The organism is uncultured Novosphingobium sp. (assembly GCF_964277725.1).
Lineage (GTDB): Bacteria > Pseudomonadota > Alphaproteobacteria > Sphingomonadales > Sphingomonadaceae > Novosphingobium > Novosphingobium fluoreni.
Map to the genome: position 1 here is coordinate 11997 of NZ_CAXYKL010000202.1, position 21659 is coordinate 33655.

Annotated in this window: 21 protein-coding genes; 8 read left to right on the plus strand and 13 right to left on the minus strand. The window is 65.5% G+C overall.

Translation table 11 applies throughout. The features are described 5' to 3' along the window. Position 1 precedes the first annotated feature (1 nt). The 4 genes from ACHWRX_RS11485 to ACHWRX_RS11500 all read right to left on the minus strand — a co-directional run bounded on the left by ACHWRX_RS11485 (position 2) and on the right by ACHWRX_RS11500 (position 5314). Positions 2-1417, minus strand: coding sequence for an efflux transporter outer membrane subunit (locus ACHWRX_RS11485; RefSeq protein WP_394659317.1), 1416 nt, complete (start codon positions 1415-1417; stop codon positions 2-4). Then, a complete protein-coding gene (locus ACHWRX_RS11490) occupies positions 1414-2562 on the minus strand; it encodes an HlyD family secretion protein (protein ID WP_082667965.1) in 1149 nt (382 codons plus the stop codon). The genes ACHWRX_RS11485 and ACHWRX_RS11490 overlap by 4 nt, the downstream gene beginning before the upstream one ends. Further along, complete coding sequence (locus ACHWRX_RS11495) at positions 2562-4268, minus strand: MFS transporter (protein ID WP_394659318.1); 1707 nt, start codon at positions 4266-4268, stop codon at positions 2562-2564. The genes ACHWRX_RS11490 and ACHWRX_RS11495 overlap by 1 nt, the downstream gene beginning before the upstream one ends. A 149-nt stretch (positions 4269-4417) precedes the next feature. Then, the gene (locus ACHWRX_RS11500) at positions 4418-5314 is read right to left on the minus strand and encodes an NAD(P)-dependent oxidoreductase (RefSeq protein WP_058736574.1); all 897 of its coding nucleotides are present in this window, start codon (positions 5312-5314) and stop codon (positions 4418-4420) included. Positions 5315-5417: 103 nt separating this feature from the next. Between ACHWRX_RS11500 and ACHWRX_RS11505 the strand changes: the two genes are divergently transcribed. The 4 genes from ACHWRX_RS11505 to ACHWRX_RS11520 all read left to right on the plus strand — a co-directional run bounded on the left by ACHWRX_RS11505 (position 5418) and on the right by ACHWRX_RS11520 (position 10481). Beyond that, complete coding sequence (locus tag ACHWRX_RS11505; RefSeq protein WP_058736532.1) at positions 5418-6734, plus strand: threonine ammonia-lyase; 1317 nt, start codon at positions 5418-5420, stop codon at positions 6732-6734. Positions 6735-6779: 45 nt separating this feature from the next. Continuing rightward, a complete protein-coding gene (locus ACHWRX_RS11510) occupies positions 6780-7553 on the plus strand; it encodes a glucose 1-dehydrogenase (protein ID WP_288486568.1) in 774 nt (257 codons plus the stop codon). Positions 7554-7747: 194 nt separating this feature from the next. Beyond that, positions 7748-8593 (plus strand): arginyltransferase, encoded by an 846-nt coding sequence (locus ACHWRX_RS11515; RefSeq protein ID WP_394659319.1) that lies wholly within the window; start codon positions 7748-7750, stop codon positions 8591-8593. Between the two features lie 157 nt (positions 8594-8750). Beyond that, complete coding sequence (locus ACHWRX_RS11520; protein WP_394659320.1) at positions 8751-10481, plus strand: amidohydrolase; 1731 nt, start codon at positions 8751-8753, stop codon at positions 10479-10481. Positions 10482-10538: 57 nt separating this feature from the next. Here the strand turns inward: ACHWRX_RS11520 and tatC are convergent, their stop codons facing one another. From tatC to argS, 8 genes are all read right to left on the minus strand, one after another. After that, a complete protein-coding gene (tatC, locus tag ACHWRX_RS11525; RefSeq protein WP_058736536.1) occupies positions 10539-11339 on the minus strand; it encodes a twin-arginine translocase subunit TatC in 801 nt (266 codons plus the stop codon). A 31-nt stretch (positions 11340-11370) separates the two neighbouring features. Further along, on the minus strand, positions 11371-11736 hold the full coding sequence (gene tatB / locus ACHWRX_RS11530; protein ID WP_394659321.1) for a Sec-independent protein translocase protein TatB: 366 nt from the start codon (positions 11734-11736) through the stop codon (positions 11371-11373). Between the two features lie 41 nt (positions 11737-11777). Beyond that, entirely contained in the window at positions 11778-12056 is a 279-nt protein-coding gene (locus tag ACHWRX_RS11535) for a twin-arginine translocase TatA/TatE family subunit (RefSeq protein WP_394659322.1), read from the minus strand. 201 nt (positions 12057-12257) lie between these two features. Beyond that, on the minus strand, positions 12258-12854 hold the full coding sequence (gene scpB, locus ACHWRX_RS11540) for an SMC-Scp complex subunit ScpB (protein WP_394659339.1): 597 nt from the start codon (positions 12852-12854) through the stop codon (positions 12258-12260). A gap of 5 nt (positions 12855-12859) precedes the next feature. Further along, the gene (locus ACHWRX_RS11545; protein WP_183617935.1) at positions 12860-13627 is read right to left on the minus strand and encodes a ScpA family protein; all 768 of its coding nucleotides are present in this window, start codon (positions 13625-13627) and stop codon (positions 12860-12862) included. Next, the gene (gene nagZ, locus ACHWRX_RS11550) at positions 13624-14631 is read right to left on the minus strand and encodes a beta-N-acetylhexosaminidase (protein WP_394659323.1); all 1008 of its coding nucleotides are present in this window, start codon (positions 14629-14631) and stop codon (positions 13624-13626) included. Before nagZ ends, ACHWRX_RS11545 begins: the two co-directional genes overlap by 4 nt. Before the next feature lie 184 nt (positions 14632-14815). After that, the gene (locus ACHWRX_RS11555; protein WP_394659324.1) at positions 14816-15595 is read right to left on the minus strand and encodes an SPOR domain-containing protein; all 780 of its coding nucleotides are present in this window, start codon (positions 15593-15595) and stop codon (positions 14816-14818) included. Positions 15596-15598: 3 nt separating this feature from the next. Further along, complete coding sequence (argS, locus tag ACHWRX_RS11560) at positions 15599-17359, minus strand: arginine--tRNA ligase (protein ID WP_394659325.1); 1761 nt, start codon at positions 17357-17359, stop codon at positions 15599-15601. Positions 17360-17436: 77 nt separating this feature from the next. Between argS and miaB the strand changes: the two genes are divergently transcribed. Continuing rightward, the gene (miaB, locus tag ACHWRX_RS11565) at positions 17437-18771 is read left to right on the plus strand and encodes a tRNA (N6-isopentenyl adenosine(37)-C2)-methylthiotransferase MiaB (RefSeq protein WP_394659326.1); all 1335 of its coding nucleotides are present in this window, start codon (positions 17437-17439) and stop codon (positions 18769-18771) included. Positions 18772-18850: 79 nt separating this feature from the next. Here miaB and ACHWRX_RS11570 read toward each other — a convergent pair whose 3' ends face one another. Further along, entirely contained in the window at positions 18851-19342 is a 492-nt protein-coding gene (locus ACHWRX_RS11570) for an RcnB family protein (protein ID WP_058736545.1), read from the minus strand. Positions 19343-19592: 250 nt separating this feature from the next. Here ACHWRX_RS11570 and ACHWRX_RS11575 point away from each other — a divergent pair, with 250 nt between their 5' ends. The 3 genes from ACHWRX_RS11575 (at position 19593) to ybeY (ending at position 21653) form a co-directional block, all read left to right on the plus strand. After that, a complete protein-coding gene (locus ACHWRX_RS11575) occupies positions 19593-20615 on the plus strand; it encodes a PhoH family protein (protein WP_183617930.1) in 1023 nt (340 codons plus the stop codon). Between the two features lie 135 nt (positions 20616-20750). Continuing rightward, entirely contained in the window at positions 20751-21071 is a 321-nt protein-coding gene (locus ACHWRX_RS11580; RefSeq protein ID WP_394659327.1) for a hypothetical protein, read from the plus strand. A gap of 84 nt (positions 21072-21155) precedes the next feature. Next, positions 21156-21653 (plus strand): rRNA maturation RNase YbeY, encoded by a 498-nt coding sequence (ybeY, locus tag ACHWRX_RS11585; RefSeq protein WP_394659328.1) that lies wholly within the window; start codon positions 21156-21158, stop codon positions 21651-21653. The last annotated feature ends 6 nt before the right edge of the window (positions 21654-21659 follow it).

Consider the following 21659-nt stretch of genomic DNA (forward strand, 5'->3'; position numbering starts at 1 on the left):
ATTACTCCCGGCGGCCTACTCCGTGCAGCGTTTCGAGCAGTTGCGTTTCAGTCCATCCACCGCCAAGCGCGCGGTAGAGGGTGACGCGGGCGTTTAACGCATCGCTGCGCGCCTGTACCAGAGACAGTTCGGCTGACAGCAGCCCACGCTGGGCGTCCAATTGCTCCAGGAAAGGCGAGTAGCCCGCGCGATAGCGGTTGCGCGCGAGGCGGTAGCTTTCCGCCAGGGCCGCTCGCTGCGCGCGATTGATACGCAACTGCTCATCCGCGCTCACCACCCCGGCCAGTGCGTCATCCACCTCGCGAAAGGCGGTCAGCGCGGCGCGGCGATAAGTTTCCGCCGCTTGGTCGCGCTGCGCCGCCGCGCTTTCCACGCCGGCCTGCAACCGCCCGCCCTGGAACAGCGGTGCCAGCACGCTGCCGCCAATCGACCAGATCGTGATCGGGTCTCCCAACAGAGACGAGATCGCCAGACCGCCCGCGCCCGTCAGCCGCACGCTGGGCAGGAAACGCTTGCGCGCCGCCGCCAGCGAGCGGTCCGTGGCGACCAAGCTGGCTTCCGCTTGCGCCACATCGGGCCGCCGCGCCAGCAACTGCGATGGCAGACCTTCCGGAACCGGAGCGGTAAGCAGGGCATCGAGCGAGGCCCCCCGCGTCACGGGACCGGGTAAATCGCCGGTCAGCAGCTGCAACGCATTCTCCTGGCGCACGATAGCCTCTCGCGCGGCAGGGATCAGACGTGCGGCGGCCTGATAGTCCGCCTCCGCCTGCTCCAATTCCAGCTTGGGTGAGTAGCCCGCTTCCACCCGCCGGCGGATCAGTCGCAGCGAATCGGATCGCGCGGCCAGAGTTTCTCGCGTTACCTTCAGCCGACCGTCCAGCGCGAGAAGCGTGACGTAGCCGCTCGCGGCGGTAGAGGCGACCGATAGCCGCACCGCATCGCGCGCGGCCTGGCTGGCGATCCACTGCGCCCGTGCGGCTGCGCGGCTGTCCGCCAGGCGACCGAACAGATCGATCTCCCAAGCGGCCTGGACCTGCGGCTGCGCGCCCGTAGACTCGCTGGGCTGTCCGAAAGCATTGACAGTTCGCGCCTGGCTGACCCCGACCGACGCATCCAGCATCGGCAGCAGCGCGGCGCGAGCGTTCAACTCCGCCGCGCGCGCTTCACGCACCCGGCCCGCCGCGATCGCGATATCCGGGTTTCGCTCCAGCGCGCGCTCGACGACGAGCGACAACTTCGGATCGCCGAAGCCCTGCCACCACTGCGCCTCCAGCGTGGCTTGCGCAGCCAGCGGCGTACGCCAGCCGGACGGCGGCGTGACCGGCTCTACCGCGACCGTCTCGACGCGTGGCCCCGTGCAGGCAGCAAGCCCGCCCGTCAGCACACCCGACAGCGCGAGGGCAAGGGCCTGTCTCACTCGCCGGTCGCCACGCGCACTTCCACCGACATGCCGGGTCGCAGCCGCTGCGCTGCCGCTTGGCCAGGCTCGATGCGAATACGCACTGCGATACGCTGCGCCACCTTGACGAAATTGCCGGTGGCATTGTCCGATTTCAGCACCGCGAACTCCGATCCCGCAGCTGGTGAGACGCTCTGGATCCGGCCACGCAACCGGGCTCCGTTCAGCGCATCGACCTTGAAGGTCACCGCCTGCCCGATCCGCATCGCGTGGGTCTGCCCCTCCTTGAAGTTGGCGATCACCCACAAGTCATGCGGCACCAGAAACATCAATTGCGTGCCGGACGTGACATAGGCCCCCTGCCGCACGCCCACTTCCGACAAGCGGCCATCCGTCGGCGCTCGGATACGCGTGTTGTCGAGATCGATCTGAGCAAGACGCAGGGCAGCGCGGGCATTCTCGACGCCCGCCTCCAGCCCGCCGCGCCCGACGATGACGGATTGCACGTCCTGCTGGCCGACGCCTTGCTGCGCCTGCGCCTGCCGAACTGCCGCCTGGGCCGCAAGCAGCGCCGCGCGCGTCTGATCGAACTCCCGCGCGGAGATCGAACCGTCGGAAACCAGCGCCTGGGCGCGGCGCATGTCGGCCTCGGCGCGCGCTTCTTGGGCTTGCGCGCTGGCCACGCCGGCGGCTTGACCGGCCAGCGCCGCCTGGCGTGAACGCTCGGTCTGCTGCGAATTGGCGAGCGAAGCCAGTTGCGCAGAAACGTTCGCCTTGGCTTGCGCCACTCGCGCGGCGTAGATCCGGTCATCGATGGTGGCCAGCACTTGCCCGCGCTTCACGGTCTGGAAATCCTGCACCGGCACCGCGGTGATATAGCCGTTCACCTGCGGCGCGATCACGGTCACCTTGCCGCGCACATAAGCGTTGTCCGTCTCCTGCGCCCAGCCCGCGAACGGCGGCAACTGCCAAGCGTAGAGAATGGAAAATACCGCCGCGATGCCGATCGCGATGATCGCCACGAGCGTGATCCCGGTTCGGGCGGGCGGGCGCCAGCCGGTGGGCTCGGGCGTCTCGGGCGGCAATTCGGCCGCCGTGGGGACACCGGAAGGGGCATCGGCCGCGAGAGTGGCGGCGTCGGCATCGCGCTGTTCCTCGGCCATTAGCGGGTGCTTTCCTCAGCCGCCGCCGCTGCTGCGGCCTGCGAGCGTTGCTGCAACTGGATCACGGGCGAAGTCTCTCCACGGCGGCGGATGCTCGCCCTGATCGACAGGCTCCACAAGAAGGTCAAGATCGCCAAAACTCCAATCAGCAGGAACACATCGTTAAAGGCCAACACGTTCGCTTCGCGGCTGACGGTGCGGGCCAGCAGCGCGGCGCCTTCGGCATTGGTGAGAGTAGGATCGCCAATGACGTTGGCGACGCTGGCACTGGTGCCCCGTACGCGCGCGGCCACGAGCGGATCGGTCAGCACGATCGACTGGACCAGTTCGTGCGAGTGGAACTTCTCCCGCACGATCTGAAAGGTGCCCAGCAGCGCCGTACCGGCGATGCCGCCCAGGCTCTGGCTAAGGCCAAACAGCACCACGAAGCTGACGAAATGCTTGGGCCCCGCCAGCAGGGTCCGCGATATGCCGATCACCATGGCATGGGCCAGGAACAGCATCGAGGCAAAGCCGATCAGCGCCTGGCTGAGATAGAAACTGCTGGGCCGCGAGAGGCTGGTGGCGCTCGCGTCCATGAACGCGCCCAGCGCGATCAGCAGCACGGCCAGCGTGATCGCGCGGCTGGGATCGGCCGGATCGAACGAGAACACCGCGGTGACGATCCCCGCGATCGAAGCGATGATGATAACGATGTTCAGCGTCACCATCTGGTCGTTGATCATACCCAGCGCCGTCAACAGGCCGACCGATCCGAAAGCCTGCTCTGACAGCAGGATACGCACCGCGATGGCAACCAGGATCAGGCGCATCATCTCACGCGTGCCTAGCCAGCGCACGTTGATCAGGGGGTTGGCACGGCGAGTCTCAATCAGCAGCGCCGTTCCGACAAGGACGAGGCTGGCCGCCAGGCCCCAGCCCATCCATGCCCGCTCGGTCCACCATTCGATCCGGCCTTCGGTCAACACCGCGATCAGCAGCCACAGCCCCGGCGCCAGCAGCGCGAAGGTCAGGAAATCGCCTCTCTCGAAAGACTTTGTGCGTTCGCTCGGCGGCAGCGGCAAGCTCATGATCGCGGCTAGCGACGCCAGCGTCAGACCCAGTTCGCACCAGTAGAGCATATGCCAATCGCCGCTCACCAGCAGGCCGGGCGATAGCGCGCGCGCCAGCGGCATCGCCAGCTGCGGCACCGAAATACCCATCATCACCCCGGCCAGCCGCTTCGGGGCCGACATGCTCTGCATGATGTAAAGCAGCGTCAGCGTCGACATGGCGGACGCAGAAAAGCCGCTAGCGGCACGCACCGCGATCGACGACCAGAAGCCGTGCGCCACCAGATGCAGCATCGTGGCCGCCGCATAGATCGGCAGCATGTAGCGGATGAACGGCTGCAAGCCGAACTGCTGGCGGTACTTCACCAGCAGAAGGTTCGCCGTGGTGTTGGTCATTAGATAGACCGCGGTCAGCATTGCCGCCTGGTCACTGTCGAGGCCCAGCGTCCCTTGCGCAAAGTTCAGGTTCACGCCCACCAGCGCGTTGCCCAGGCCACCGGTGATGCCGATGAGGATGCCGATCGCGAAGTAGGCGATGCGCCGGCCTCCGGGATGGGCCGGGTTGGCGGGCGAGCCGGGCATCGTCGGCCGCTCATGCGCGGCGAACTGATATTCGGCGGTAGCAGGCACGGCGGCGCGGCGGCGGCGGATCATCGTCCGCAGCCTGTCTGTAGCCGCCGCAGCGACTTTGAAATGCGGCGTCCCCCTGCCATCCGCGCACAAACGCACGAAAGGCGGCGTAGTGTCCAGGCGTGGCGCACAGGATTCAGGACGCGAGCACTCCCCTGCCTATTTAATCTTGTCTATTTGATCCCCTTGCGCGGAAGCCGCTTGATGATGGCGCTGGTATCCAGCCGCCCGCCGCCCAGCGCCTGCACATCAGCGTAGAACTGATTGATCAGCGCCGTCATCGGCAGGGAAACGCCAAGCCCCCGGCCTTCGTCCATCGCAAGGCCTAGGTCCTTGCGCATCCAGTCGATCGCGAAGCCGAAGTCGAACTCGTCGGCGTTCATCGTCTTCCAGCGGTTGTCCATCTGCCACGATTGCGCCGCCCCGCCGGAGATCGCCTCGTAAACCCGATCCATGTCGAGGTGGGAGGCCTGGGCGAAGCGCACCGCTTCGGCCAGGCTGGCCACGATGCCGGCGATGCAGATCTGGTTGGCCATCTTCGCGGTCTGGCCCGCCCCTGCCTTGCCGACGTGGACGATCCGCTGGGAATAGGCCTCCATCACCGGGCGCGCCGCCTCGATCGCGGACTTGCGGCCGCCGCACATCAGCGTCAGCGTGCCTTTTTCTGCGCCGATCTGCGATCCCGTCATCGGGGCGTCGATACAGTGGACTTGCAAGTCCCTCGCCTCGACCGAGATCTGCCGGGCGATCCGCGCCGAAACCGTAGTGTGATCAACGAAGACGCCGCCCTTGCGCAAGGATCGAAACACGCCGCGCGGGCCCAGCACGACATCGGCCAGATCGTCGTCATTGCCCACGCAAGTGATCACGATGTCCGCGCCCTCGGCAGCGTCCGCCGGACTGGTCGCGACGCGCGCGTCGAGAGCCGAATTCACCGCGCGCCATGATTCGATGCGACTGGGCGAGCGGTTGAAGATCGTCAGCGCATGGCCTGCCTCGCCGATGTGCCGCGCGATCGCGCCGCCCATGACGCCCAGGCCGATGACGGAAACGTTCTTGGCATCGCTCATGCTAACCATCTCTAGCGCATTCGCGGCGAAAGCAAACTGGTTGCGGGCTGGCGATGGCCCGAATGCTTTCCAATCCGCGTCAATTCCGGTACCGCGCAGAGCCATGGACCAGCAGCTTCAGGAAATCGCCGCGCCGTCCGCTCAAGATACTCTTGGCGAGGCCGCGCTCACGCTCGATGACGTACGGGCGGCGGCGATGCGAATTTCGGGCGCGGTGGTCCGCACCCCCACGCTGCACAGCAAAACGCTGAGCCGCATCGTCGGCGCGGACGTGTGGCTGAAGTTCGAGAACCTGCAGTTTACCGCCGCGTACAAGGAACGCGGCGCGCTCAACAAGCTGCTGACCCTGCCGCCCGACGTGAAGACGCGTGGTGTGATTGCGGCCTCGGCGGGCAATCACGCGCAAGGACTGGCCTATCACGCAGGGCGGCTGGGCATCCCCGTCACTATCGTGATGCCCAAATCCACGCCGATCGTGAAAGTGCAGCAAACGCGCGGGCACGGCGCGGAAGTGGTGCTGGATGGCGATACCTTCGACGAGGCCTACGCCATCGCCTGCCGCATCAAGGAAGAACGCGGACTGATCTTCGTCCATCCGTTCGACGATCGCGAGATCATGGCCGGGCAAGGCACCGTCGGGCTGGAGATGCTGGAGGACGTGCCGCAGCTCGATACGATCGTGGTGCCGGTCGGCGGCGGCGGACTGATCTCGGGCGTGGCAGTAGCGGCCAAGGGCTTGAAGCCGGATATCCGCATCGTCGGCGTCCAGTCCAACCAGTATCCCGCGATGTACCTGCTCAAGCGCAACGAGCCGGTGGCGGGTGGTGGCGACACGATCGCAGAAGGCATCGCGGTGAAGGAGCCGGGCCTTCTTACCCGCGCCGCCGTGGCCGAACATGTCGACGAGGTGCGGATCGTCTCCGAAACGCGAATCGAGGAAGCGATCTCGCTGCTGCTGGATATCGAGAAGACCGTTGTCGAAGGCGCAGGCGCGGTCGGCCTGGCCACGCTGCTGCCGCTAAAGAACGGTACCTTCCGGCCTGAGTTCGCTGGGCGCAAGATCGGTGTCATCCTGACCGGCGGCAACATCGACCCGCGTTTTCTGGCGAACGTCATCCTTCGCAACCTCGCCCGCTCGGGACGCATCGGGCGGTTGGCGATCCTCCTGAACGACAAGGTGGGCGAACTTGCGAAGATCGCGGAAATCTTCACGCGCAACGATGCCAACATCATCGAGGTGCAGCATCAGCGCATCTTCGGTGTCCTGTCTGCTAAGGGCAGTGAGGTGGAGATCGAATACGAAATCCGAGACAAGCATGCGCTTGAACCGCTGCTGATGGATTTGGATGCAGCGGGTTATACCTATGAGGTGATGACCATCTCTGGCAGGCGGCCTGGGCGTTCGCAGCGACCGGGATAATCGACCGGCGCGAAACCGGGAGCCGCCCGGCACGTTGCGCCTTTCATGGACCTTTCGAATCAAAGCGCCATCGTCACCGGCGGCAGTTCCGGTATCGGCAAGGCCTGCGCACTGGCTCTGGCCAAAGCAGGCGCGAACGTCGCCATCACTTACCTCTCCAGCGAGGATGAGGCTGACGCAATCGTCGCCACCATCCGCGACGGCGGCGGCAAGGCGATCGCGGTGAAAGCGAACGTGGGGCACGAGGACGATGTGAATCGTCTCTTCGCGGAGGCCGAAAAAGCGTTCGGGCCCATCGGGCTGCTGGTCAATTGCGCCGGGCTTAACATGTCGGGCACGCCGATCGCCCGGATGGAGCTTGACCAGTTCGATCGCGTGCTGCGGGCGGACCTTTACGGCCCGTTTCTCACCTGCCGGCGCTTCGTGCGCGGACTGGAGGGTCAGAAATCCGGCGGGCGCATCGTCAACATGTCCTCCATCCATGAACGCGCCCCGCGTGCGGGCGGCGCGGATTATGACAGCGCCAAGGGCGGTCTGGCCCAGTTGACCGCCACGCTGGCGCTGGAACTGGCTCCCAATCGCATCGCGGTGAACGGCGTCGCGCCCGGCATGATCCTGACACCGATGAACCAGTCCGCCCTGGACGACGCTGCGGAACGCAAACGCAAGGAGGCGATCATCCCCTGGGGCCGCGCCGGCAAGGCGGAGGAAGTAGCCGATCTGGTGGTGTTCCTCCTCTCTCCCACGGCGGACTATATCACCGGTACAACGGTCACGATCGACGGCGGACTGACGCTGCTGACGGCACAGGGCGCGTGATCGATCACTCGCCAGCCTTGCCCGAAACGGGACGGCCGATACGCTAAAGGTTCAACGCTGCACAAATTTTACGATGGCTGCCGCGCTTTTGTGGTTAAGACACTTTCAACACCCCGCGTCGGTAGGCATATCGACTGCACGCGGGGTCGAATGGCTCAAGGTCGCATGGCTCTAGAAGGAAGAGGCACTCAAAGGTGACGGCACCGGTTCGGTTTCCACGTTTCTTTGTGACCAGCCCCGCGCCGTGCCCGTATTTGCCCGGCCGCAGCGAACGCAAGGTCTTCACCGAGTTGAAGGGCCCGCACGCCGATTCGCTAAATGATGCGCTGGGCCGCATCGGCTTTCGCCGCAGCCAGACGGTAGCGTACCGCCCCTCGTGCCTCGATTGCCAGGCCTGCATCTCGGTCCGCGTGGTCGCAGGCGAATTCTCGCCTTCTTCCACGCAAAAGCGCAACCTGAAGCGCAACAACGATCTCGTGGCCACCGTCTGCCGGCCCTGGTCCACCAGCGAGCAGTTCGAGCTTTTGCAAAAGTACCTTGGTGTGCGGCATCCCGAAGGGGGCATGACCAGCATGGACGAGGTGGATTTCGCCGACATGGTGGAGCACACGCCGGTCACCAGCTACATCATCGAATATCGCGAACCTTCGGCGGACGGCGTATCGCTGGGCCGACTGGTGGGGGCCTGCCTGACGGACAAGCAGTGCGATGGCCTATCGATGATCTACAGCTTCTACGATCCCGATCATCCCGCCCGCCAGGGCCTGGGCAATTTCATCATCCTCGATCACATTCGCCGCGCGGCCGACATGGGCTTGGCCTACGTTTACCTGGGCTATTGGGTCGAAGGGTCGCCGCGCATGCAATACAAGGTGAGATATCGCCCGCTGGAGACACTGGCTCGCGGCGGCTGGACCCGGATGGCGGAGGGCGAACAGGATCGCCTGATCGCCGTCGCTGCCAGCAATCCGCGCAGCGTGGGCGGCGAAGCGTCGGGCAAAGACGGTCTGGCGATGAACGGCGGCTGCTCGGTCGGCTAAGACCCATCGGCTGGCCCGTTACGCAAGCCCGCTTGTTCTTGCGCAACTCGCAGCGCTAGACACGCTGGCCCATCACGTTTCGTGCAGCCACAGCGCGCGCCGCGCGTTCGCACCTCGCCCACCTGCGTGCACCCGGGGCGGGTTTCGAAAGGAAGTTATGCCAGCCTCATCTCGTTGTCGCCGCCCTGCCCTCAGCCGCTGGCTTTCGACGACGATTGCCTTACCGCTCCTCGCTGTGGCATTGTCGGCCCACGCGGACGTTCTGGTCGATAACGTCATCGGGCTGACGCCGGATGGCAAAGGCGGGCTTGAGCGCTTCACCGGGCTGCTGATCGATGATCAGGGCAATATCTCGGCCGTCTATCACGACAAGGAGAAGCGCCCGAAGAAGGTCGCCTACAAGGTGGACGGCAAGGGGCGCTACGTGGTGCCCGGCATGATCGATGCCCATGTCCACATCATGGACACCGGCTTTGCCAAGATGACGCTGGACCTGTCTGGCGCGCGATCGCTGGAGGAGGCGCTGGTCCAGGTCCGCGCCTATGTGCAGGCGCATCCGGATCGCTCCTGGATCGAGGGTAATGGCTGGAACCAGGCGAACTGGGGGCTCGACCGCATGCCCACCGCCGCCGAGCTGGACCGCGTGACCGGAGGCAAGCCCGCCTATCTTTCCCGCGTGGACGGCCACGCTGCATGGGTCAACTCTGCCGCACTCGCCGCCGCCGGTGTCACGGATAGCACCGCGGACCCGGCTGGCGGCCGGATCGAGCGTGCCGCCGGTTCGCGCAGGCCCGCAGGCGTGCTGGTCGATGCGGCGCAAGATCTCGTGGCCGCCAAGGTGCCCCAGCCCCGCCCGTCAGATCGCGACACCGCGTTCGGCGAGGCCCAGCTGGAATTCCTGAAGCAAGGCGTCACCGCTCTGGCCGACATGGGAACCACGATCCAGGATTGGCAAGCTTATCGCCGCGCGGGCGATGCTGGCAACTTGCGGGTCCGCATCGTCTCTTATGCCCGGGGGACGGACGATATGGCGCTGATCGGCGGCTCTGGCCCGGGCGGCTGGCTCTATGGCGATCGGCTGAAGATCCAGGGCGTGAAGCTTTACCTTGATGGTGCGCTGGGTTCGCGCGGGGCATGGCTGAAAGCGCCCTACGCCGATGCGCCCGAGACCAGCGGCCTGCCCCGCATGAACGAGACGCAACTGGGCAACCTGATGAGCCGCGCCGCGATCGACAACTTCCAGGTCGCGGTCCACGCCATCGGCGACAAGGCGAACGAGACTGTGCTCGACACGATCGACCAGCTTTCGCAGACCTACAAGGGCGATCGTCGCTGGCGGATCGAACATGCCCAGGTCGTCGCCCCCGCCGATGTCGTCCGCTTCGGCCAGCATGGCATCGTTGCCTCGATGCAGCCGCAGCATGAAGCGAGCGATCGCACTATGGCCGAAGCCCGACTGGGCCCAGCGCGGCTCGCGGGAGCCTATGCCTGGAAATCCATCGCCGCCACCGGCGCACCGCTGGCCTTCGGCTCAGACACTCCGGTCGAACCGCCCGCGCCGTTCGTCGGCCTGGCGGTCGCAATCAGTCGGCAAGGCGCTGACGGTCAGCCCGTGGGCGGCTGGCAACCGCAGGAGAAGCTGACGCTGGGACAGGCCTTGGCCGCTTACACCAGCGGCGCGGCTTATGCGATGTTTGCCGAGGATCGGCTGGGCCGGCTGGCGCGTGGCATGAAGGCCGATTTCCTGTTCGTCGACCGCGATGTGGCGACCGCTGCGCCAGAAGCGCTGCGCCAGACCAAGGTGGTGGAGACCTGGATCAACGGCCAGCAAGCCTGGAGCGCAGCGCGCGGCGTGGCGAAGCCGCTGACAAGCGGAAAAGCCCGCTAGACCCGAACGCAAAATGGTGTGCCCGCCTATGACGGGATAGCATGAGGCGGCGCGATGTTACTCCGCCGCCTGGGCGGACGCTCCCTCTGCCGCCTTCTCGCGCTCAGCGCGGCGTTCGGTGAACCACATCAGGATCAGCGTCCCCTCGAATAGCATTAGCAACGGTATAGCCAGCAGCAGCTGCGAGATCACGTCCGGCGGCGTTGCCACGGCAGCGACGATGAAGATGCCCACGATCGCGTAACGCCGCGCAGCAACGGTCTGCGCGCGCGTGATGATGCCGGCCCGGTTCAGCAGCATCAACAACACCGGCAGCAGGAAGCTGATGCCGAAGGCCAGAATGAATTGCATGACCAGCGCCAGATAGTCGCCAGTGCCGGGCAAAGCCTCCAGCCGCAGACCGCCTTTCTGCCCCTCGAACGTCAGGAAGAAACGGAACGCGGTGGGCATCACGACATAATACGCCAGCGCCGCGCCCATGGTGAACAGCACCGGCGTGGCAATCAGGAACGGCAGGAACGCCCGCTTCTCCTTGGCGTAGAGACCCGGCGCGACGAAGGCCCAGATCTGGTTGGCAATCACGGGAAAGCTGAGGAAAAACGCCGCGAAAATAGCGATTTTCACTTCGACGAAGAATGCCTCGTAAAGCTTGGTGTAGATCAGCACCCCCTGCCCCGGCGGAAACGCCTCGGTCAGCGGACGGACGAGGAACGCGAAGATGTGATCTGCGAAATAGAAGCACACAGCGAACGCCACGCCGAATGCCAGCAGCGCGCGCACCAGTCTGGCGCGCAGCTCGATCAGATGATCCAGCAACGGGGCCTGGCTATCGTCGATATCCTGGATGCGGAATGCCATGCTTATCGTCCCACCCGCGAGATAGGCCCGATCATGGCGGCGGCAACGGCAGTTGCGGCTCTGCCTCGGTGCGCTTCGGATCGTGGGGCTGCTGCTCCAGGGAAGCCAGCGCGGCTTCGGCAGAGGTGGGCGGCGGCCCCATATCTTCGGCTGAGGGAAGCTGCGGGTGCGCCTTCATGATGGCTTCGTTTTCCTCGCGCCACTTGCGCTCCATTTCCTCCAGCTCGGCCTCGCGCACCATGGCGTCAAGGCCGGCGCGGAAGTGATTGGAGACACGCCGCATCTTGCCGATCCATCGGCCCGCGGTGCGCAAGGCCATCGGCATGTCCTTGGGTCCGATGACCACGATCGCCACGATCACGATCAACAGCAGTTCGGATCCGCCAACGTCCAGCATGTCTATCCAGGTCCGCCTAAATCAGGACGCGCGCAAGCGGCTCAGACGCCGGTCTTCGTCTCGCCGGGAACGGGCGCGGGCGTTGGCGTGACTGCCGGCGGCTGCTCTGCGGCGGCCGAATAAGGCGGGATCTGGGCCGGAGGCACAGGCGCGGCAGGCGGCGGCGCCGGGCGAGTGCCGCTTTCCTCGTTGATGCCTTCCTTGAAGCTTTTGATGCCCTTGCCGAAATCACCCATGATATCGGAAATGCGGCCACGGCCGAACAGGATCAGCACGACCAGAAGGACGATGATCCAGTGCCAGAGCGAAAGGCCACCCATAATTGCGACTCCAAATGCTTGCGCCGGTGCGCGGCGCGGGTTTCATCTAGTGCTTCGTACGCTTGCGCGCCAGTGCGATCAGCGCCCGCGATGGTCCGCTGACAACGGCCATGTCGCTGATCCGCTACCCCAGCGCGTGTCTCACGATGCGCCAATGCCGCCGCTTTATGTCGACCGCGTGACTATTGGGCGATTGGTCGCTCAGTCAGGATCGCCATCAGCCCCGCGCCCGCTTTCGCCGGTGATGACCATCTGTATCATGTCATCGTCCACCGGGTCGAGCAGGCCCGCTGCGCGCATTTCATCCACGCCGGGAAGTTCGCGCAAAGACGCGAGGCCGAAATGCGCCAGAAAATCGGGGGTGGTTGCGTAGATTACCGGGCGGCCCGGCACCTCGCGTCTGCCCGCCACGCGCACCCAGCCCGCCTCCATCAACACGTCGAGCGTGCCCTTGGCGGTCTGGACCCCGCGAATCGCCTCGATCTCGGCGCGGCTGACCGGCTCGTGATAGGCAACGATCGCCAGCACTTCGGTCGCGGCACGGCTGAGGCGGCGAACTTCTTCACGCTCCCGGCGCAGCAGATGGGCAAGGTCCGATGCGGTTTCGAAATGCCAGCGGCCACCTCGTTCGACCAAGTGGATACCGCGCGAGGCATAGTGTGTCTGCAACTCGTCGAGCGCGGCTGCCACCGCGATCCCGTTCAGGTGTGCGGAGATCGCTTCCGCCGTCATCGGTGCTTCCGCCGCGAACAGCGTCGCTTCGACGGCGCGGACCAGGTCGTCCGGAGCTTCGGCCATCGCGCTCATCGCGTGGCCGCCTTGAGCCGCAGGGGTCCAAACGTCTCCTCCTGCGCCAGTTCCGCCTTGCCGGTACGCGCCAGTTCAAGCGCGGCGACGAAGCTAGAGGCGAGCGCCGAGCGTCGCAGGCGTGGATTGGACCATTCGCCCTGGCTTGCAGGCGGCAGAAATTCGCGCAGTTCCATCCAGTCCAGCGAGATGCCCAGCAGCGATGAGACCCGCGCAATGGCGCTGTCCAGCGTCATCACCATGCGCTCCCGCACCATGTGAACCACCGGCTGGCGGCGCACTTTAATGTCTCCATAGGCGCGTACCAGGTCGAACCATTCGCACCGCCAGCGGCTGAGGCGATCGACCCGCAAGCCTTCGGGCGCACCCCGGCGGAAGACATCGCGGCCCAGCCGGTCGCGCGCCATCAGCCGGGCGGCACCTTCGCGCATGGCGCTCAGCCGCTGGAGCCGCAATTGCAGCCGCAATGCCAGTTCCTCCGGGCTCGGATCCTCCTGCTCGTCCCGCGGAAGCAGCAACGCGGACTTGAGGTAGGCCAGCCAGGCGGCCATCACGAGATAGTCCGCCGCCAGTTCCAGCCGTAACGCCTCCGCCTGGGCGATGAAGCCCAGGTACTGGTCCACCAGTTCGAGGATGGAGATACGCAGCAGGTCTACCTTCTGCCGGCGTGCCAGGTCCAGCAGCAGGTCAAGCGGACCCTCCCAGCCGTCGATCTCCAGGTAGAGCGCCCGGTCCTCCGCCGCCGCGCTCGCTCCCTCGGTCATGCGGTCAACGCCAGAAGCGTGTCGCGCTTGGCTGCCAGATCGGTCCAGCTGGCTGGCGCCGGATCATTGGGCAGGCTCAACGCACGTTCCAGCCGCTGGGCGGTGATATCAGGCATCTGCGGACACGCCTTGGCGATGCCCACCATATCGTCCATCTTCGCCCAGCAATTGAGCGCGATATCGCAGCCCGCCGCCAGCGCCCGTGCGGCGCGTTCCGGCACGGAGCCGTCCAATGCCTGCATGTCGAGATCGTCGGTCAGCAGTAGCCCGGTAAAGCCGATGCGGCGGCGGATGATCTCCTCCACCACGAAAGGGGACAGCGTGGCCGCGTTCTGGGCGTCCCAGGCGGTGTAACGCACATGAGCGGTCATCCCGATCGGCGTATGGGCGAGGCGCCGGAACGCGCCAAGGTCCTGCTCCAGTTCGGCGTCGGTGGCGGTGACGGTGGGCAGTTCCTTATGGCTATCCGCCATCGCGCGGCCGTGTCCGGGCATGTGCTTGATGCAACCGACCACGCCCGCCCGCGCCAGACCGTCCAGTGCCGCACGACCCAGCGCGGCGACGCGCATCGCGTCCGCTCCGAATGCGCGATCGCCGATCACGTCATGCGCGCCGGGCTGACGGACATCGAGCGAAGGATAGCAGTCCACGGTGATGCCCGCCTCCGCCAGATCAAGGCCCAGCGCGTGGGCATTGCACCGCGCCGCCTCGATCGCGCTGGAGGGAGCGATCTCATACAGCCGATCGAACGCCTCGCCGCTTGGATAAGAGGCCCAAACCGGCGGCTTCATCCGGGCGACCCGTCCGCCTTCTTGATCGATGCAGATGAACAGCCGCTCGCGACCGTGGATTGCGCGCAGCTCATCCGTCAGCTTGCGGACCTGCGCCCGGCTGTCGATATTGCGGCCGAACAGGATGTAGCCCGCCGGATCGGCGTCACGAAAGAAAGCGCGCTCGTCGGCTGTTAGGGTGAGGCCGGACAAGCCGAATATTGCAGGGACCATCGCTGCGGGTTCGCAGAAATGCCCCAAGGGTGCAAGTTGCTCCGGCGGAGTTTGCGCGGCTGCGAGAAGCAGGAGCGTGCCGTCGCCACTTCACACCCTGCCATTCCCGAAAAGGCGGGAATGGCGATACGAGGGCTAACTACGGTTTGAAAACAGATCGGTACTTACGCTCGGCGCCCGGCCCTCAGCGCTTGACCTGGCAGCTCAATCCCGCGGCCTTCAGTGTGCCGCACAGGCGGTTCGCCGCCGCCGCATCGCCCGGTACGGCCTGTAGGCGATAGACCGTGCCGATATCCGCCCGGCCCTCGACGATGCGATACGTCACGCTCGCGAGCGCCTCGTACTGCTGGGACAAGCGCGTCCAGCCCTTCTCGGCCGATTCGCGGTTCGAATAGGCGCCCACCTGCACACCAACGCCGCTGAGTTCGGCAGGTGCCGGAGCAGCCGCGCTGGCCGAAGAGCTGGGAGCAGCCGATGCAGCAGCCGCGGGTGCCGGTGCATCCTGGTTGCCCATGCGGACCTGGCGCGTCTGACCCTCGGCAACGGCGAAGCTGGTGTCCCCCGTACCGGCGACGACTTCTCCACCGGGGTTGGCAGGCCGGGTCTTGTAAGGCGTCTTGGGCGCGGCGATTGTCTCGCCATCGGCAACCAGCGTTTCGTCGGGGCGATCGCGCTGCAGCCACCAGATCCCGCCCACGATCAGCACCAGCGCAACGATGCCAACCAAAATCAGCGCGATCAGCGGACCGTTGTTGGCCCTGGCCTGCTCATCGTCGTCATCATCGCCTTCCAGCCACGGCAGGCGCACATCTTCCTCGCCCAGATCCAGCTCGCCCGGCTGTTCGAAGCGATTGTCGAACTTGCGCTCACCCTCAGGGCTGGAATCCGGACCGTCGTCTCCGGTGCCGGGCTCGCGGCCGAACCCGAGCTTGTCGTGATCACCCCCTGGAAACGACATCGCCATACATCACATTTCCTCTACCGCCTCGACACCCAGCAGGGCGAGACCATTACGTATCAGCTGCCCGATCTGGGCCGCAAGGAAAAGCCTAGCGCCGGTAAGGTTACCATCTTGTGCCACGACGAACCTCTTTTCGACGCGATCGTTGCCCACGTTCCAGTAACCATGGAACGCGGCCGCCAGATCCTGGAGGAAGAAGGCGATCCGATGCGCCTCGCGCGCCGCCGCCGCCGCCTCGACGATGCGAGGGAACTGCGCGGCAAGTTTGATCAGCTCCAGCTCTTCCTCGCCCAGCAGCTCCACATGCTCGCCTGACGGGGCAAAGCCTTCCGCCGCGCCCTTGCGCAGCGTCGAGCTGACGCGGGCATGGGCGTACTGCACGTAGAACACCGGATTGTCCTTCGACGCTTCGACCACCTTGGCGAAGTCAAAGTCCATCTGCGCCTCGGGCTTGCGCGTCAGCATGGTGAAGCGCACCACGTCCTTGCCCACTTCGCGCACGACATCCGCCAGCGTGACGAAGTTGCCCGAGCGCTTGCTCATCTTCACCGGCTCGCCGTTGCGCAGCAGCTGCACCATCTGGACCAGCTTGATTTCGAACGGCGTCGGCTCGCCAGTCGCCCCGGCACCATCCCCGCCGGTGAGCGCGGCGACGGCGGCCTTGATCCGCTTGACCGTGCCCGCATGGTCCGCACCCCAGATGTCGACCAGCGCGTCGGCGCTCTGGGCCTTCTGGAAGTGGTAGGCCAGGTCCGCGCCAAAGTAGGTCCAGCTGCCGTCCGACTTTTTGATCGGGCGATCCTGATCATCCCCAAACTTGGTAGAGCGGAACAGCGGCAGCTCCACCGGCTCCCAATCGTCCAGCGTCTTGCCCTTGGGCGCTTCCAGCTGACCGTCATAGACCAACCCACGCGCCCGCAGGAACGCCTCGGCCTCCTCGGGCTTGCCGGCCGCCTGCAACTCCGCTTCAGAAGAGAACAGGTCATGGCGAATGCCCAGCAGCGCCAGGTCATCCTTGATCATCACCAGCATCGCGGCGACGGCCCGCGTCCGGAATAGCAACAGCCAATCGCCCTCAGGCGCGGCGACGTATTTGTCGCCGTATTCCTTCGCGAGTTCCTGGCCGATCGACACAAGATAGTCGCCGGGATAGAGCCCTTCCGGGATCGTCACCGTCTCGCCCAGCGCCTCGCGGTACCGCAAGTGGACAGAGCGGGCGAGCACGTCGACCTGCGCACCGGCATCGTTGACGTAGTATTCGCGTATCACCTTGTGCCCGGCGAATTCCAGCAGCGTACACAGCGCGTCACCCACCACCGCACCGCGGCAATGGCCCATGTGCATCGGCCCGGTCGGATTGGCGGACACGTACTCGACGTTGACGGTGCTGCCGCCGCCCATCGTCGAGCGGCCGTAGTCCGCGCCCAGATCGGCAATCGCGCGCAATTCGGTGAGCCAGGCGGCGGGTGACAGGCGCAGGTTGATGAAGCCCGGCCCGGCAATCCCCGCCCCGGTGACTTGCGGCAGCTTGGTCAGTTCGCCAACCAGCGCGTCCGCCAGATCGCGCGGCTTCAGGCCTGCCGGTTTGGCCAGCACCATCGCCGCATTGGTAGCGAGATCGCCGTGCGCGGGATCGCGGGGAGGCTCCACCGTGATCGCCCCTCGCTTCAACCCGCCGGGCAGAACGCCCGCCGCTTCCAGCGCATCGAGCGCGGCGTGAAGGTGCCCGGTGAAGGCGGCGTAGATGGTCTGGTTCGCAATGCTCATGCCGCGCGCGGTTAGCGGGTTTGCGAGCGCAAACCAACCTTCTTCAAAAGCGGCCCGGTTTCCTGTAGAGGCGCGCGATGCCCCAAACTTCTGCCCCCAAGACCTACAAGGTCAAGAGCTTCGGCTGCCAGATGAACGTCTATGACGGCGAGCGGATGGCCGAATTGCTGGCCGATCAAGGCATGACCGCGGCGCCGGAAGGCACTGATGCCGACCTTGTGGTGCTGAACACCTGCCATATCCGTGAGAAGGCGGCGGAAAAGGTCTATTCCGACATCGGCCGCCTCAAGCGTGACGATGGCTCCACGCCGCTAATCGCCGTCGCCGGGTGCGTGGCGCAGGCCGAGGGTGACGAGATCATGGCGCGGGCGCCTTCGGTAAAGATGGTGGTCGGCCCGCAGGCCTATCATCGCCTGCCCGAAATGGTGCGCGAAGCCGCTGCCGGCCGGTCTTCCACCGATACCGACATGCCCGCCGAAACCAAGTTCGCCAGCCTTCCGGCTCGCCGTCGTTCGGGGCCGAGCGCGTTCCTGACCGTGCAGGAAGGCTGCGACAAGTTCTGCACCTATTGCGTGGTTCCCTATACGCGCGGCGCGGAAGTTTCACGCCCATACGCGGACCTCCTGGTTGAAGCGCTGCGCCTTGTGGAGAGCGGCGCCCGCGAGATCACGCTGCTGGGTCAGAACGTCAACGCCTGGACCGGAGAGGATGCCAGGGGCCGCCCGGTCGGGCTGGACGGGCTGATCCGAGACTTGGCCGCGATGCCGGATCTTGCCCGCATTCGCTACACGACCAGCCATCCTAATGACATGACCCCCGGCCTGATCGAGGCCCACGCGACCGAGCCCAAGTTGATGCCGTTCCTGCACTTGCCGGTGCAGTCAGGGTCTGATCGGGTGCTGAAGGCGATGAACCGCAGTCACACGGCCGAGAGCTATCTGCGCATTCTGGAGCAGGTCCGCGCGGCGCGGCCCGATATCGCGCTGTCGGGAGATTTCATCGTCGGCTTTCCGGGTGAGACCGATGCCGAATTCGAGGAGACGCTGCAGCTGGTGGAGGCTGTAGGTTATTCGCAGTGCTTCAGCTTCAAGTATTCGCCCCGCCCCGGCACTCCCGCGGCGACGATGGCGGACCAGATCGTGCCCGAAGTGATGGACGAGCGGCTGCAACGGCTGCAGGCGGCGCTGAACACCACGCAGTTGGCCTTCAACCGCGCGAGCGTCGGGCGATCCTGCGAGGTTCTTGTGGAGCGTCGGGGCAAGCTGCCTGGTCAGTGGCTGGGCAAGTCGCCCTGGCTGCAATCAGTACACTTCATCGGCGATGCCGCGATCGGCGATCTTGTGCATGTGGAATTGCTGGAAGCAGGGCCCAACTCTCTTTCGGCGCGGGCGGTGGCGCTGGAAGCGGCCTGAGGGCGCGCGTGGATATTGGGAACAGTAAACTAGACGACGAAAACGAAAGGGGCCCGGCCTTCGCCGAGCCCCTCGCGTCTTACCAGAAGAACTGGTTGTAGACCTGGATCACCCGTCCGGTGCGCATGTTCACCAGGGCGACGTCATTGCCATAGCGAACCCAGCGTGCGCCGCGGGCCGGCGCGGGCAGGCGATAGGCGCTATAGTTGTTCACCCAGTAACGGTTGCCATAGTATTCCGGCTGGAAGCGGTAGCCGACGTTTACTGGGCGATAGGCATAGCCGCGCGGGCCGACATAAGCGGGGCGGCGATAGGCGTCGCGATGGCTGCGGCGATAGTCGCGCCAGTCTTCTCGCAGTTCACGGCGCGAATCACGCACGTCGCGGCGGGCGTCCCGCACATCGCGGCGATCACCATAGCGCTGTGCCTGGCGCAATTCACGCTGATCCTGGCGCAGATCACGCTGGCTGTCGCGCACTTCACGTGCGCTCTGCGCCTGCGCGGCGACCGGGACGGCGATGGCAGGGATCATGGTGCTGGCAGCCAGCGCGGTCATAATGAACTTACGCATTGCTTCACTCCTATTCAGGTGCCCCGGCGAGCGGGCAACGAAGCATTATCTGCGCCTCTCCCGCTGAATGGCCCGGGAACCACAACTTCAGGTGACATGCAGAAGTGTCGCAGCGTGTATTCGGTTGCAGCCATTGGAGGCGCGGTCGCGACTGCGTCTGTGGAAAGCTCGGCATGCCGGTGCTTGCGCCCGCCGAAACGAGGCATAGATTAGCCAGACCTCCCGAAGCGCTTTCACATGAAAGGAGCGCATGGCCCGCAAGATCGCGCAGCGTCCTGAGCCGACGCATTTCCGGCCCGAGCATCCCCGCCGTGCCCGTATAGAGCTGGAATATGATGAGCCGGCGATGCTGGGCACCTTGTTCGGCCAGTTCGATGCGAATTTGGTCCAGGTGGAGAACCGTCTCGGCGTCTATATCGCCGCGCGCGGGAACCGCATCCAGGTCGAAGGACCGGAAGACGCCGTAGCCCGCGCGCGTGAGACGCTAAATGGCATGTACCATCGGCTGGAGCAGGGTCACGCCCTCGACTCCGGCGCAATCGAATCGTTGATCACCATGTCTGCCGAACCTACCCTGGAGGGGATCATCACCGGGGATGCCGCCGGTAATCCCCCGATCATGATCCGCACCCGCAAGAAAACGATCGTGCCGCGCTCGGCGATGCAGATCGACTACATGCGCTCGCTGACCAAGGCCGACATCATCTTCGCGCTGGGTCCAGCGGGAACCGGCAAGACCTATGTCGCGGTGGCGCAGGCCGTCAGCCAGTTGATGACCGGTTCCGTCCAGCGCCTGATCCTCAGCCGGCCTGCAGTGGAAGCGGGCGAGAAGCTGGGGTTCCTTCCCGGCGACATGAAAGACAAGGTCGACCCCTACCTGCGCCCGCTGTACGATGCGCTGTATGATTGCATGCCGCCGGAGCAGGTCGAGCGGCGGCTGGCCTCGGGCGAGATCGAGATCGCGCCGATCGCCTTCATGCGCGGTCGCACGCTGGCCGATGCCTTCGTCATCCTCGACGAAGCGCAGAACACCACGCGCGAGCAGATGAAGATGTTCCTCACCCGCTTCGGCCAGAACAGCCGCATGGTTGTGTGCGGCGACCCTCGCCAGGTCGACATCCCGGGCGGTGACCGCATGAGCGGGCTGGCCGATGCCGTGAGCCGGCTGGAAGGCGTGGAGGGTATCGATGTGACCCGCTTCACTTCGGCGGACGTGGTGCGCCACCCTATCGTTGGGCGAATCGTGGATGCCTATGAAGGGCCGGACGCCTAATTGACGGGCTGCGCGCGCGGGCGTGGTGCATCATGCTCACGCCCGCGCGCAAACCTACTAGCAACGGGTTGAGGGCCGCATCGTTCTGTTCAGGACCGTGCCGCCCTCTTGCGGAGGCGGCAGGAAGAGGACAGCATGAAAGCTCTTGCCGCAACGATCATCGGGGCCCTAGCCCTCAGCGCCTGCGCCGCGCCCGCCACGCGCATTTCCACCTCGCTGCGGCGCTACGGGCTGGACGAACAGCGCTCCGATTGTGTTGGCACCCAACTGCAGAGCGGGCTCTCGCTGGGGCAGCTGCAACAGCTCGCCCGCGCGGCAAAAGCCTATCGCAACAACGACACGACGCCCGGCGTCCTGACCACGAGCGACTTGGTGCGAGTGGCGAGTGAACTGAAGGACCCCGAGATTGCGCTGGTGCTGGGAAAGGCCACGCTGGCCTGCGGCGTCACGCCCTGAGCTTGCCGTTGCGCTGCCATTGAAACGAGCGGCTTTCGTCGTTCCGGTCTAGGTGCTGTGCCGGGCTTGCGCTAAAGCGCGGCCATGCAGCTGGAAATTGACGTCGAAGATCCTTGGCCCTCCGCCGGTGACTGGGAATTGCTGGCCCAGCGCGCCGCGCTTGCCGCCGCGCAAGTCGCGCCGGAACTTACGCAGGAACGGCTGATCACCAGCTTGCTGTTCACCTCGGACGCGGATGTCCACGCCCTCAACGCCGAATGGCGCGGCAAGGACAAGCCGACCAACGTGCTGTCCTTTCCAATGCTGGAGCGTTCCGAACTGCTCGATCTCGCGCCCGAAGGCCCGCCCGAAATGCTGGGCGACATCGCCCTCGCCCATGAGACTTGCGCGCGCGAGGCGGCGGAAAAGGGCATGCCCGTAGATCATCACGCCGCCCACCTGATCGTCCACGGTCTGCTCCATCTGGCGGGCTACGATCACGAGATCAGCGAAGCGGATGCCGATGCAATGGAGGCGCTGGAGATAAAGGCTCTTGCGGTCCTGGGCCTGGCAGACCCATATGGCCGCGAACTTGAACAGTAGGGGCTG